Below are 13112 nucleotides of genomic sequence, written 5' to 3'. Positions count from 1 at the left end.
ACCTCGGGCTCGGCGACCTCCTCGTCGCCGTGCCCGCCCTGCGATTGCTGCGCCGCGCCCTCCCGGACGAGGGGTTCGTGCTGCACGGCCCGGCGTGGGTGGCGGACGTGCCGGGGTTCCCGGTGGTGCCGGCGCCGCCTGATGTCAGCGGTGGCACACGGCTGACGTCCAGTGTCAGCAGGGCGCCACGCTCGCCGGCTCCCCCGGCCACCTCCGGTGTCAGCGATGGTCCATCGCTGACGTCAGATGTGCGAACGGCGCCAATCACGCTGGTGAACCTGCACGGCCGCGGCCCGCAGAGCCACGCGCGGCTGGACGCCCTCGTTCCCGACGACGGGTCGGCACGCCGGATCGGGCACGCCGCGCCCGGCTGGGACGGCCCGCCGTGGACCGACGACCCGACACGCCCGGAACGCCGCCGCTGGTGCGACCTGCTGGCCGCCTGCGGACTCGTCACCGCCGACGAGGCGGCCGCGGCGGCCGACGACCTCCGCCTGCCCGGACCGACCCCACCTGCCGTCGGGAACGGTGCCGTGGTGATCCACCCCGGCGCGGCGTTCGGGTCGAAGCGTTGGCCCGTGGAGCGGTTCGCCGCGGTGGCGCGGGCGCTGGGTGCGCGGGGGCACGAGGTGGTGGTCACCGGCGGGCCGGACGAGGCGGGGCTGACCACGCAGGTGCCGGGCCGTGACCTGGCCGGACGGACGTCGGTCGGGGAGCTGTGCCGGCTCGTCGCGCACGCCCGGCTCGTGATCGCGGGGGACACCGGGATCGCACACGTCGCGACGGCGTACGGGACGCCGTCGGTGACGCTGTTCGGGCCGGTCGGGCCGGAGCAGTGGGGTCCGCCTGCCGACCCGCGGCACGTGACGCTCACGGACGCGTCCGTGCGGCGCGGGGAACGGTTCGCCGACGAGCCCGACCCGGCCCTGCTCGCCGTCGGGATCGACGACGTCCTCGACGCGGCCGTGACCGTTCTGTGATCTGACCGTGACTACTCTGTTAGGTTGCTGGCGCTCGACCACCCGGATGCTCCCCACCGGAACGGAGAAGCGCATGACCCAGCACCTCGACCAGGACAGCACCACCACGTGGCGTCGCCGCGCCGCCGGCGTCCTCGTCCTCGGCGCCGCGACGGCGGCGCTCGGCGCGGGCACCGCGTCGGCGGCCCCCACGCAGGACGACACCACGACCGAGTCGATCGACCAGGGCTCGGACCAGCAGGCGCAGCAGGACCAGCAGGGCTCCGACGAGGAGCAGTCGTCGGACGAGCAGCAGGGCTCCGGCGAGCAGCAGGAGGGCTCGGAGGAAGGCACCGAGGAGGGCTCCGAGGACCAGCAGGGCACGGACGACCTGACCGGTGCCGGCATGGACTCCGAGCAGGCCGCCGCCCAGCAGGGCTCCGGTTCCCCGCTCGACCTGCTCACCGCGCCGCTGGGTGCGGTGCTCGGGTCGGGCCTCGGCGGGCTGTAGCCCCCGCGGCACGACCTCACGGCACGACCCCGGCGGGTCGAGCAGCACCAGGCCGGGTCCGCGCCCCGTCCCCGGGACCTCCGGGGATGGGGCGCTCGTCGTGGTCCACCGGATCGTGCGCGACAGCTCACAGGGTGCCCACAGGGACAGATCGACGGCACGCGGGTACCACTGACGCCATGAGCATCGTGCCCGCCTCCACGGTGGACGACGGGCCCGTGCTCGACCGGACTCGCGACGACGACCTCCGCGACGCCCCCGCCTGGGTGGAGTCGATCGGGCGGGTCGGGCTGGTCGCCTACGGTCTGGTGCACCTCGGGATCGCGCTGCTCGCCGTCCGGGTCGCCGCCCTGGGACCGCGCTCGACGTCGGGCGAGGGCGGGTACGCCGACCCGCGCGGCGCCGTCGCGCTCGTGGCCGCCGGCGGTGGGTTCTTCGGTCGTTGGCTGCTCGCGGCCGCCGCGATCGCGCTCGTGTTCTTCGCGTTCTGGCAGATCCGGGCGGCCGCCGTCGGGTTCCGCTGGGCACGCCCCGAGGAGCGGTGGCGCAAGCGGCTCGGGGCCGCGGCCAAGGCCCTCGGCGTGCTGTCGGTCGCCTACCTCGCCGCCGAGTTCGCGACCCGCCTCCAGGGTCGCCGCAACGCCTTCCAGACCCTCGTGCGCGAGGTGTTCGAGTACCCGGGCGGGCGGTGGCTGGTCGCGGCCGTCGGGCTGGTGGCGGTCGGGATGTTCTTCTCGATGACCTACACCGGCGTGCGCGCGACGTTCATGGGCGACCTGGTGGAGGCCAAGCTGCCGGGCCATCGGCGGACGCTGACGCTGGTGACGGGGTCGGTCGGGAACCTCACGCGCGCGGTGACCTTCGGCGTGATCGGGATCCTGACGACGGGGGCGGCCATCGACGACGACCCCGACGCGATCGGCGGGGTCGACATCGCCCTGCGGACCATGGCCTCGTACACGGTGGGCGCCGCGGTGTTCGTCATCGCCGCCCTGGGCTTCGCGGCCTACTTCGTCTACTGCGTGATGGACGCGTACTCCCGGCACCCCTAGGAGGTGGCTTCGCCTCCTCAGGTCTCCCGCACGACCTCCCGCGGGTCCTTGTCCTCCCGGAGCCCCTGGTACCGGGGATGGCGCAGGCGGCCGTCGGAGGTCCACTCGCCGAACCCGACCTGGCACACCAGCTCCGGGCGCACGGAGTGCCGGCCGCGCTCGCGGGGGGCGTCGGCGAACGGGTCGGTGTCCGTGGCGAGCGGGTCGAGCCGGGAGCGCAGCAGGCGCAGCGCCGCGTCGTCGAACCCGGTGCCGACCTTCCCGGCGTACCGCAGCTCGCCCCCCTGGTAGTAGCCGACCAGCAGCGCCCCCAGCACGGACCGCGAGCCCGCCGGGTCGGTCCACCCGCCGATGACGAACTCCTGGTCGCGGACGCACTTGAGCTTGAGCCAGTCGTGGTTGCGGCCCTCGGCGTAGGGGGCGTCCAGCCGCTTCGCGATCAGCCCCTCCCAGCCGTCCGCGCACGCGTCGTCCCGCAGCCGCAGCGGGTCGCCGTCGAGGACCGGGCTGATCACCAGCACCGGCGGCTCCGGCCGTACGACCGTCTCCAGCAGCGCACGGCGGGTCCGCAGCGGCAGGCGGCTGACGTCGAGGTCGTCGAGCACGAGCAGGTCGAACAGGTGGCACTCGATCGCCACGCCGGTCGCGCGGGCCCGCCGCTCGTCGGACAGGTGCATCCGCGCCTGCAACGACCCGAACCGCCCGTCCGCGGCGACGATCTCCCCGTCGAGCACGAACCGGTCCGGCCCCGCCGCGTCCAGGGCGTCCACGACCTCCGGGTAGCTCGCGTCCGCCGGCTTGTGGTTGCGGCTCCACAACCTCGGCCGCTCGCCCCGCTCCCGGGTGGCGATCACCCGCACCCCGTCCAGCTTGCGCTCGAACGACCAGCCCTCCCGCAGGGGCGGCGGGTCGGTCGGCTTCGAGAGGGTCGCGAGCATCGGCGGACGGAACCCGGCGTCGGGCGCACGCCGCAGGGCCCGCACCTGCTCGGGCGGGAGGTTCGCGAGGTCGACCACACCGACTCCCTACCCCGTCGGCCGGCCGGAGAGCGAGCCCCGCCCCGTGTGAGTGGCGCCGTTCGCACACCTGACGTCAGCGATGCGCCATCGCTGACCCCCCGGGAGGTGACCCGATCACCCGACCTGCGCCACCCGCCGTCAGGAACCAGAATCCGGCCTCATGACCGACCCCTCGCAGCGCGCCGCCGACCTCGAGCAGCAGTACGTGAACGAGTACGAGGGCACCGAGGAGGCGCTGACCGGTCTCGACCCGGACCGCCCCGACGAGAAGCAGACGAAGGACCGGATCGAGGCGGTCGCGAAGGACGGCGAGGCCGAGGACCACGTCGAGAAGATGGCCGACGAGGACCGCTGACGCTCACCCCACCAGGTCGAGGAACACCCACCGCGCGTCCGGGGCGAGCCCCGCGAGGCGCTTCCCGGTCCCCTGCACGACGGCGGGTGCCGAGGTCACGTGCTGGGTCCCGCCGTGCAGGTCGCGGAACACGCGGTTGAGCGGGCCCGAGCGCAGCGCGGCGGTGCCCGCCCAGCGGTACACGGTCTGCCCGACCTCGAGCGCCGCCTCGGTCGTCGTGGCGAGCGCCAGGCGGGTCAGGGTCTCCTGGTCGGTGGTCAGCGCGGACCCGGTCGCGAGGGTCGCCTCGTTGTCCGCCCAGACCTCCATGGTCCACGCGCGGGCGGCCCGGAGCGTGGCCTCGGCCCGCGCGTACGCGGCGTGGAACTCCGCGGTGTCAACGCCCGCCTTGTACGTCCCGCTCTTCGCGACGGCGAGCGCGGACATCTCGTCCAGCAGCCGCCGTCCGACCCCGAGCGCCCACCCGGCGTGGCAGATGCCCGCCATGTTCGCGAGCCCGCAGCGGTAGACCGCGCCGCCGACCAGCGGCTCGGTGGTGGTCGCGACGTAGGCCCGCTCGGCGGGGACGAACACGTCGTCGAGGTGGTAGTCGATGCTGCCGGTGCCGCGCAGCCCCATGACGTCCCAGTTCTCGACGAGGGTCGCCTCCTCGCGCGGGAGCGTGAACACCAGCGCCTCGCCGGTCGCCTCGACCACCGCGGCGGTGTGCACGTGGCTGCAGTGCAGCACCCCGGAGGCGAACTGCCACGAGCCGGAGACGCGGTAGCCGCCGTCCACCGCCCGCGCCCGGCCCGGCCGCGTCCCCTGTCCGGCCGCGAGGACGCGGTGCGAGCCCACCATGCCCTCCACCGTGTCGGCGCCCAGGTAGGCGACCGTCGTCCCGGCAACCATCTGCAGCGTCATGACGACCCAGCCGGTCGAGGCGTCCGCGCGGGCCAGGGTCTCGATCGCCCGGATCACCTGGCGCGGGGTGAACTCCGGGCCGCCGAGCTCGGCGGGCATGCCGATGTCGAAGGCGCCGGCGCCCTCGAGGGCGTCCACCACGCGCGGCGTGAGCCGACCGGCGGTCTCGACGGCGTCGGCCTCGTCGCGCAGCAGCGGGTCGAGCGCCTCCAGGCGGGCGAGGATCTCGGAGTCGTCGCCCACGTGCAGGCCGGGACGGGTCAGCTGCTCGGTCATGGGTCCGACGCTAGGTGTGGCCGGGGTCTCACCGCTCTCGCTACAGTGCACGGACCTCTCCGACGGGCGCACGAGGTGGATCCCATGGAGGCCGACGCGACCGCCTGGTCCGACGTGGTCTCCGACGCCCTCGTGGCCGCCGACTTCTCCTTCTCCCGCCCGGAGCGCTTCCGCGGCCGCGTCACCCGGCGCCGCCTCGGCCCCACGTCGCTCATCGCGATGGTCGCCCACCCGCACGTCGCCGTGCGCGACCGCGAGCACATCGCGCCCGACGCGGCGTCGGAGACGCTGCTCTCGCTGCAGCTCGAGGGGCGCGCCGAGTTCCGCCAGGACGGCCGGGCCGCGAGCGTGGGACCCGGCGACCTGGTGTTCTACGACTCCGCCCGGCCGGTCGAGATCGTCGCGGGCCCGGGCTACCGCAGCCTCTGCTTCCGGTTCCCGACGGCGGGTCCGGGCGGCCACCGGCGCCCGGCCGAGCTCACCGCCACGACGCTGCGCGGTGCCCACGGGCTCGCCCCGGCCGTGGCCGGCCTGCTGACCGGCCTCGACTCCTCCACCGGCGGGCGGGCCGGGGTGGCGGCGCAGCAGGCCGCCGAGCTCGCCCGGACCCTGTTCGACGACGAGCTCGCCCGCCGCGGGCTGCTCGGACCCGACGACCCGCACGACGCACTGCGCACGGCGTTCGACGAGCACGTCGAGGCCCACCTCGCCGAGGACGACCTGACCCCACGCTCGGCTGCCGCCGCCCTGTTCGTCTCCCCGCGTCACCTGCACGCCGTCCTCGCCGAGGACGGCCGCACCCCGGCCGGCACGATCCGCGCCCGACGGCTCGACCGGTGCCTGGCCGACCTCGCCGACCCGGCGGCGGCCGCCACCCCGGTGTCCGCGATCGCCCGCCGGTGGGGCCTCGGGAACGCGACACGCTTCGGGCAGCTGGTCCGCGCGCGCACGGGGCGCACACCGACCGCCTACCGTCGGGCGATGCTCCGGTGACCGGACCGTTGCACCGGTCCGAGCTCGGATGGCACGGGCGGTAGCCGGTCGACGACGAACGGTGCATCCACCGTGGCGCGCTCGGGTGTCTCGTGCCACGATCCAGCGCCATGCGCTATCTCGTTACCGGCGGTACCGGGTTCCTCGGGCGCGCCGTGCTCGCCCGGTTGCTCGAGCGCGAGGACTGCGAGGCGGTGTACGCGCTCGTCCGGAAGGCGTCGGTCGAGAAGCTGAAGCGCCGGACCCGTGACCTCGACGGCGCCGACAAGCTTATCCCGGTCACCGGCGACCTGAGCGCAGAGCGCCTCGGTCTCGACGACGGGACGATCACGGACCTGTCCGGCCAGGTCGACGACGTGCTGCACCTCGGCGCGATCTACGACGTCACCGCGGACGAGGAGGCGAACCGCTCGGCGAACGTCGACGGCACACGCCACGTCGTGCTCCTCGCCGCCGAGATCGGGGCGCGCTGCATCCACCACGTCTCCAGCGTCGCGGTCGCCGGGGAGCACGAGGGCGTGTTCACCGAGGACGACTTCGACCTCGGGCAGAGCTTCGGCAACCCGTACCACGAGACGAAGTTCGCGGCCGAGAAGATCGTCCGCGACGAGAGCCCGATCGCGTGGCGGGTGTACCGGCCGGCGATCGTCGTCGGGGACTCGCGGACCGGCGAGATGGACAAGATCGACGGGCCCTACTACCTGATGGGCGCGATCAGCGCGCTCGGCCGGTTGCCCGGCTTCCTGCGGGTGCCCGCCCCGGAGCTGGGCGCCACGAACATCGTCCCGGTCGACTGGGTCGCGGACGCGATGGTCCGGCTGGTGCACGCCCCGGACGCCGACGGCCGCGCGTTCCACCTGGTCAACCCGCGCCCGCAGCCGCTCTCCGAGATCTACAACGCGCTCGCCGGCCCGCTCGGGGCGCCGAAGCTCGTGCCCGTCCTCCCGGTCGCCGTCGGGAAGGCCCTGACCCGGGCCGCCGGGTCGGTCGCCGACACCGGGGCGGGCGGTTCCGCCCGTGACATCGCGCTGGCCGAGTTCGACGTCCCGCCCGAGGTCCTGCCGCACCTGACGTTCCCGTGCGTCTACACGGCGGACCAGACGCTGCAGGCCCTGGACGGCGACGGTCCGCCGGAGTTCGCCGACTACGCGCCGGCGCTGGTGCGGTTCTGGCGCGAGCACCTCGACCCCAACCGCGCTCGGCGGCAGCGTCCCGGGCCGCCCCTGCTCGGGCGCCGGGTCGTGATCACCGGGGCGTCCGGCGGCATCGGCCGCGCGACCGCGATCCGCGTCGCGCGCAGCGGCGGGGTGCCGCTGCTCGTGGCCCGTCGTCAGGAGGAGCTGGACGAGGTCAAGGCCGAGATCGAGCGCGAGGGCGGGCAGGCGCACGCCTACTCCTGCGACATCACCGACGCCGAGTCCGTGGACGCGACGGTGAAGTCGATGCTCGCCGACCACGCCGGCCCGGACACCGGCATCGACATGCTGGTGAACAACGCCGGCCGCTCGATCCGCCGCTCGGTGAAGCTGGAGCTCGACCGGTTCCACGACTTCGAGCGCACCATGGCGATCAACTACTTCGGCGCGATCCGGCTGACGCTCGCGCTGCTGCCGCACATGATCGAGCGGCGCTTCGGCCACGTCGTGGACATCTCCTCGATCGGCGTGCAGACCGGTCCCCCGCGGTTCTCCGCCTACGTCGCCTCGAAGGCGGCGCTGGACGCGTGGGCCCGGATCGTCGCCACCGAGGTGATCGGCGACGGGGTCACGTTCACGACGGTGCACATGCCGCTCGTGCGCACGGACATGATCGCGCCCACGAAGATCTACGACGCGTTCCCGACGCTCTCGCCCGACGAGGCGGCGGACATGGTCGTGAACGCGCTGATCGACCGGCCCAAGCACGTCGGGACCGCCCTCGGCACGCTCGGCGCGGTGTCGGCCAGCCTGGCCCCGCGGGTGGTCGACGTCGTCATGCACATCGCCTATCGCGTCTTCCCGGAGTCCCGGGCGGCGCGTGAGGGTAGTGACCAGAAGACCCCCGGGGAGGACCGCGCACTGCAGACCGGTCCGCTCTCCCGCGGGGCACAGGCCTTTGCCCGACTGCTTCCTGGAGTGCACTGGTGAGGACACCCTTCGGTACCCCGACCGAGCTCGCGACGGGTGTCCGTCTGCTGTTGCAGGCCGGGGTGGTGGCCCCGGTCGCGCCGCACAAGGTCGTGCGGTTCCCGGTCGCGCTCTACCGGTACGGCTTCACCCCGACCACCGCGTACGCGATCGGCGCCGTCCGCCACCCGGACCAGATCGCCATCGTCGACGACCGCGGCACCGTCACCTACGGCGAGTTCGCGCAGCGCACCGACCGGCTCGCCCGGGCACTGGCGGACCGTGGCATCGGGGCGGACTCGAAGGTCGCGGTGCTCTGCCGCAACCACCGCGGGCCCGTCGAGACGATCATCGCGTGCTCGAAGATCGGCGCGGACGTCGTCCTGATGAACACCGGCCTGTCGACCGGGCAGATGAAGGCGGTGGCCGAGGAGCAGGAGCTGACGAGCATCGTCGTCGACTCCGACCTGGCCGACCGGCTCTCCGAGGTCGACGCGAAGGTCACCCGCATCGGCGCCTGGCAGGACGAGGGCTCCGGCTGCTGGGGCGACGACACCCTCGAGGGCCTGATCGCCGTCGACGGCTCGAAGGACCTGCCGACGAAGCCGCCGACGGGGAAGACGATCGTGCTCACCTCGGGCACCACGGGCACGCCGAAGGGCGCCGAGCGGCCCTCCCCCAACGGCATCGGCCCGATCAACGCGATCCTCTCGCGCATCCCGCTGACCGCCCGCGAGCCCGCGCTGGTGTCGGCGCCGCTGTTCCACACGTGGGGCTTCGCGGCCTTCCAGATCGGCTCGCTGATGGGTTCGACGCTGGTGCTGCGCCGGAAGTTCGACCCGGAGGACGCGCTGCGCCAGCTCGCGATCCACCGGTGCACGTCGATGTTCGCGGTGCCGGTGATGCTGCAGAAGATCCTCGAGCTCGACGAGGACGTGCTCGCCCGCTACGACACCTCCGCGCTGAAGACGGTGACCGCGACCGGCTCGGCGATGCCGCCGCACAAGGTGACCGAGTTCCTCGACACCTTCGGCGAGAAGCTCTACATGCTCTACGGCTCCACCGAGGTCTCGTGGGCCTCGATCGCGAAGCCCGAGGAGCTGCGTCAGGAGCCGGGGACCGCGGGACGCCCGCCGGCGGGCACCGACGTGAAGATCCTGGGTGACGACGACGAGGAGCTCCCGGCCGGCGAGACCGGCCGCATCTTCGTCGGGAACGACATGCTGTTCACCGGCTACACCGGCGGGCGGGGCGAGACCGAGGTCGTCGACGACATGCTCGGCACCGGCGACCTGGGGCACTACGACCAGAACGGCCTGCTGTTCATCTCCGGCCGGGCCGACGACATGATCGTCTCCGGCGGGGAGAACATCCACGCCGGTGAGGTCGAGGGCCTGCTCGGGGACATGTCCGGGGTCAAGGAGGCCGCCGTCGTCGGGGTCGACGACGAGGAGTACGGCCAGCGCCTCGCGGCGTACCTCGTGCTCGAGGACGGGGCGAAGCTGTCCGCCGACGAGGTCCGCGACCACGTCAAGAACCACCTGGCCCGCTTCGCGTCCCCGCGCGACGTGGAGTTCGTCGACGAGCTGCCGCGCAACCAGACCGGGAAGGTGGTCAAGTCCGAGCTCGGTTCGTGACGTTCCGGCAGGTAGAACGGATCTCGACTCCCCCGCTCCCCTTGGAGACCCTGAGGTCATGAGCGTCCACCCCCCGGACCTGACGCTCGGCAGTGATCCGCTCGCGCTCGCGCGCGGGGCCGCCGAGATGCTGCTGGAGAACGCCGCCGACAGCGACGACCCCGCCGTCGGCGTGCAGCGGTGCCTGCTGCGCTGGCTCGCCGCGCAGGGGCTCTACGGCGTCGCCGCGCCCGCCGAGCTGGGCGGGCTCGGCCGCGACGAGCGCACGCTCGCCGAGGTCGAGGAGATCCTCGCGGGCGCCGACGCCGCCACGTGGTTCGTACTCACCCAGCACCGGACGCCGCAGAAGCTGACGCTGGACTCGACCCACCCCGCCGCCGAGGAGTACCGCGAGGCGCTCTGCCGGGGCGACGAGCTCGGCGGCATCGCCGTGGCGCACCTGCGCCGGCCGGGTCCGCCGGCGATCCGGGCCGTTCCCGACGGCCGGTCCGGGTGGCGGTTCTCGGGTCGGGCGGAGTGGTGCACCGGCTGGGGCCTGGTCGACCTCGTGCTGATCGCGGGGGTCGCCGACTCCGGCGAGGTGGTGTTCGCGCTGCTGCCCGCGCACGAGCGGCGCGGTCTGCGGGCGTCCGAGCCGTACTCGCTCGCCGTCATGGGCGGGACGCGCACGGTCGGGCTGACACTGGACGACGTGCCGGTGGACGCGTCCGAGGTGGCCGCGGTGGTGCCGGTGGACCAGTGGCGGCGCCGCGACGCGGGGACCGTGGTGGACACGAAGCCCGCGACCCTGGGCCTGCTCCTGCGGGTCATCGACGAGACGCTGCGGACCGGCCACGAGCGCGACCGCCCGGCCGCCGTCGAGGAGGCCCGGGCCCTGGCATCGACGGCGTGGCCGCTGCGGGAGCGGGCCTACGAGCTGCGGTTCTCCCCGGAGCGCGACCGCTTCGTCGACGAGCGCCTCGAGCTGCGCGGCCGGATCGCGGAGCTCACCGTCCGGGCGGCGGCCGGGCTCGTCGCGGCCCGCGGCGGGTCCGCGATGTACTCGTCGTCGCACGAGCAGCGCTGGTCGCGGGAGGCGATGTTCCACCTCGTCCAGGCCCAGACCGACGACGTGCGGGCGGCGCAGCTGGCGGCGTTCTCGGGCTCCTGACCGGGCACGGTCGCGGGAGGCGCCGTTCACATTTGTTGACGGACCGCATACGTCTGCATACGGTCGCGGCATGACGGCGACCGGGTTCGGCCTCCTGGGGGCGACCGTCGTGTACGCCGCGGGGAGCCCCGCCCGGCAGCTCCCCCGCAAGACGACCCAGCTGCTGGCGATGCTGCTCGTCGGGCGCGGCGAGTTCGTCGCCACCGACCGGATCGTGGGCGCGCTCTGGGGCGAGGAGCCCCCGAGTTCCGCGCGGACCATGGTGCGCGAGCACGTGCAGCGGGTGCGCTCGGTGCTCGGCCCGGCCGACCGGGAGTGGCTCTCCACCGGCCGCAACGGCTACGTGCTCAGCGCTCCCCCCGAGGCGGTCGACGCCCGGCGGTTCGAGAGCGGGCTCGAGGCCGCCGCCGCCCAGCGGGCGGTCGCCGACCCCTGGGCCGCCGCCGCGACGCTGCGCGAGGCCCTCGCGCTGTGGCGGGGCACCAGCGCGTTCGCCGACGTGCTCGACGTGCCGGCGCTGCGCGTCGAGGCCACCCGCCTCGACGAGCGCCGCCAGTCGGCCCAGCTCGCCCTGGCGGAGTGCCTGATCGAGCGGGGGACCGCCGACGCCGCGCTCCCCGTGCTGCGGGCCCTCGTCGAGGCGCACCCGGACCGGGAGCGCCACTGGGCGGTCCTGATGCTCGCCGAGTCCGCCCTCGGGTGCCGCCCGGAGGCCTCCGCCTCCTACCGGCGGGCGCGGCGGTCCTTCCGCGACCGGCACGGCATGGACCTGTCCGCGGACGTGGACGCCCTGCACTCCGCAGTGCTGGCGGGCCGCTCGACGGCGGAGCTGGCGCGCCTCGCCGGGCTCCGGCTCGCCGCCGAGAGCGCCGACCGCCCCGCCGTGCTGTCCTGAGTCACACCGACAGCGGCAGGAGGTCCTCGATGTCGTCGGCCGCCTGCCCCGGCCCACCGGCGTCGTCGATGTCGTCGCGGAAGCGGCGCAGGGCGGCGGCCACGGACGGGTCGTCGGTGACGGCGTCGACGGCGTCGACCAGGTCGGCGGGCGAGGAGCCGGCGTAGGACCGGGTGGTCCCGAGGCCCAGCTCCTCGATCCGGCGGGCGATCGCGGCCTGCTCGGGGGTCTTCGGGGTGGCGACGAGCGGGACGCGGTGGAACAGGCCCTCCATCGTGCTGCCCATGCCGGCGTGGGTGACGAACGCCGAGGCCCCGGCGAGCACCGCGGGCTGCGGGACCGAGGGCGCGGCCTCGGCGTGCGGGCCGAGGTCGCCGAGGGCCTCCGGCGGGACCGAGCCGGTGGAGACGACGGGGTACCGACCGGCGTCGACGAACGCCCGGGTCCGGTCGCGCAGGAAGGCCGCGTCGGCCCGCGGCTCCTCGGTCCCCCACGACAGGAGGACCACCGGGCGCCCGTCGGCGGGAGGTGCCCACGTGGCCTCGCCGCGCCGACCGCCGGGCCGGGAGCGGTCGAGGGCGGGGCCGACGAACCGGAAGCTCGGGTCGAACGCCTCCGCGCCGGGCTGGAAGCGGCGCGGGACGAACACGACGCTGCGCTGCTCCGCCTGCTCGGCGAGCTCCTCGGGGGTCCGCGCCGGGCCGCCGGCGTCGGTGAGGATCTCGCGGGCGAGCCGGTGGAACTCGACGAGCGCCGGGTGCCCCGGGTCGACCGACACCGCCGACCCGCCGTCGTCGTCCGGGTCGGGCAGGTGCTCGGTGAGCGAGAACCCGGGGGCGGAGGCGAACGAGGGGAACACCTCGACCCCGACGAGGCCGTGGGCGTGCGCGAGGGAGCGCGCGACCACGCGGGTGGTGGTGTCGTAGACGAGCAGCGAGACGTCGTCGGTCTCGTCGAGGTGGCGCCGGGCGGCCGGGATCTGGGCGGCCGCCTCGGTGAGCATGACCAGCGGGGCCCAGGCGGCCACCTCGCTCGCGTCGACGTCGGTCGGCTGGTCGCCGCCCTCGGCGCCGCGGGCGCTCCAGCTGGTGGCGTACAGGATCGGCTCCGCCCCGGCGGCGGCGACGGTGGCCGCGTGCGACGGGGTGCTCAGGTAGCTCACCGCGTGGCCGCGCCCGACGAGGGCCTCGACGACGGCGAGCGTCGGGGTGATGTGCCCCTGCGCGGGGATGGTCATCCACAGGATGCGTGCCATGG

12 protein-coding genes are annotated in these 13112 nt (G+C 74.6%); 9 read left to right on the top strand and 3 right to left on the bottom strand.

From position 1 onward, the window contains the following. Positions 1-29 precede the first annotated feature (29 nt). From WCD74_RS23370 to WCD74_RS23360, 3 genes are all read left to right on the top strand, one after another. Positions 30-980 (top strand): glycosyltransferase family 9 protein, encoded by a 951-nt coding sequence (locus WCD74_RS23370; protein WP_337697295.1) that lies wholly within the window; start codon positions 30-32, stop codon positions 978-980. Positions 981-1053: 73 nt separating this feature from the next. Beyond that, entirely contained in the window at positions 1054-1470 is a 417-nt protein-coding gene (locus WCD74_RS23365) for a hypothetical protein (protein ID WP_337697294.1), read from the top strand. 179 nt (positions 1471-1649) lie between these two features. Next, complete coding sequence (locus WCD74_RS23360; RefSeq protein WP_337697293.1) at positions 1650-2522, top strand: DUF1206 domain-containing protein; 873 nt, start codon at positions 1650-1652, stop codon at positions 2520-2522. 17 nt (positions 2523-2539) lie between these two features. Here WCD74_RS23360 and ligD read toward each other — a convergent pair whose 3' ends face one another. Then, positions 2540-3538 (bottom strand): non-homologous end-joining DNA ligase, encoded by a 999-nt coding sequence (gene ligD / locus WCD74_RS23355; RefSeq protein WP_337697292.1) that lies wholly within the window; start codon positions 3536-3538, stop codon positions 2540-2542. 163 nt (positions 3539-3701) lie between these two features. On the opposite strand from ligD, the gene WCD74_RS23350 reads away from it, so the two are divergent. Continuing rightward, complete coding sequence (locus WCD74_RS23350) at positions 3702-3896, top strand: hypothetical protein (RefSeq protein ID WP_337697291.1); 195 nt, start codon at positions 3702-3704, stop codon at positions 3894-3896. Positions 3897-3899: 3 nt separating this feature from the next. Here the strand turns inward: WCD74_RS23350 and WCD74_RS23345 are convergent, their stop codons facing one another. Then, the gene (locus WCD74_RS23345; protein WP_337697290.1) at positions 3900-5075 is read right to left on the bottom strand and encodes an acyl-CoA dehydrogenase family protein; all 1176 of its coding nucleotides are present in this window, start codon (positions 5073-5075) and stop codon (positions 3900-3902) included. Positions 5076-5159: 84 nt separating this feature from the next. On the opposite strand from WCD74_RS23345, the gene WCD74_RS23340 reads away from it, so the two are divergent. The 5 genes from WCD74_RS23340 (at position 5160) to WCD74_RS23320 (ending at position 11855) form a co-directional block, all read left to right on the top strand. Continuing rightward, on the top strand, positions 5160-6068 hold the full coding sequence (locus WCD74_RS23340; RefSeq protein ID WP_337697289.1) for an AraC-like ligand-binding domain-containing protein: 909 nt from the start codon (positions 5160-5162) through the stop codon (positions 6066-6068). Between the two features lie 110 nt (positions 6069-6178). Then, positions 6179-8194 carry an SDR family oxidoreductase gene (locus WCD74_RS23335; RefSeq protein ID WP_337697288.1) on the top strand — a complete coding sequence of 672 codons (2016 nt, stop codon included), beginning with the start codon at positions 6179-6181 and terminating at the stop codon, positions 8192-8194. Next, on the top strand, positions 8191-9810 hold the full coding sequence (locus tag WCD74_RS23330; protein ID WP_337697287.1) for an AMP-binding protein: 1620 nt from the start codon (positions 8191-8193) through the stop codon (positions 9808-9810). Before WCD74_RS23335 ends, WCD74_RS23330 begins: the two co-directional genes overlap by 4 nt. A gap of 58 nt (positions 9811-9868) precedes the next feature. Next, positions 9869-10960 carry an acyl-CoA dehydrogenase family protein gene (locus WCD74_RS23325; RefSeq protein ID WP_337697286.1) on the top strand — a complete coding sequence of 364 codons (1092 nt, stop codon included), beginning with the start codon at positions 9869-9871 and terminating at the stop codon, positions 10958-10960. A 70-nt stretch (positions 10961-11030) separates the two neighbouring features. Beyond that, on the top strand, positions 11031-11855 hold the full coding sequence (locus WCD74_RS23320; protein WP_337697285.1) for an AfsR/SARP family transcriptional regulator: 825 nt from the start codon (positions 11031-11033) through the stop codon (positions 11853-11855). 1 nt (position 11856) lies between these two features. Here WCD74_RS23320 and WCD74_RS23315 read toward each other — a convergent pair whose 3' ends face one another. Further along, on the bottom strand, positions 11857-13110 hold the full coding sequence (locus tag WCD74_RS23315; RefSeq protein ID WP_337697284.1) for a nucleotide disphospho-sugar-binding domain-containing protein: 1254 nt from the start codon (positions 13108-13110) through the stop codon (positions 11857-11859). Positions 13111-13112 lie beyond the last annotated feature (2 nt).

The sequence above is a fragment of the Actinomycetospora aurantiaca genome (assembly GCF_037401875.1).
Classification (GTDB): domain Bacteria; phylum Actinomycetota; class Actinomycetes; order Mycobacteriales; family Pseudonocardiaceae; genus Actinomycetospora; species Actinomycetospora aurantiaca.
Note: the sequence above shows the minus strand (reverse complement) of the source record. Positions and strands in the feature narration are given on the sequence as shown.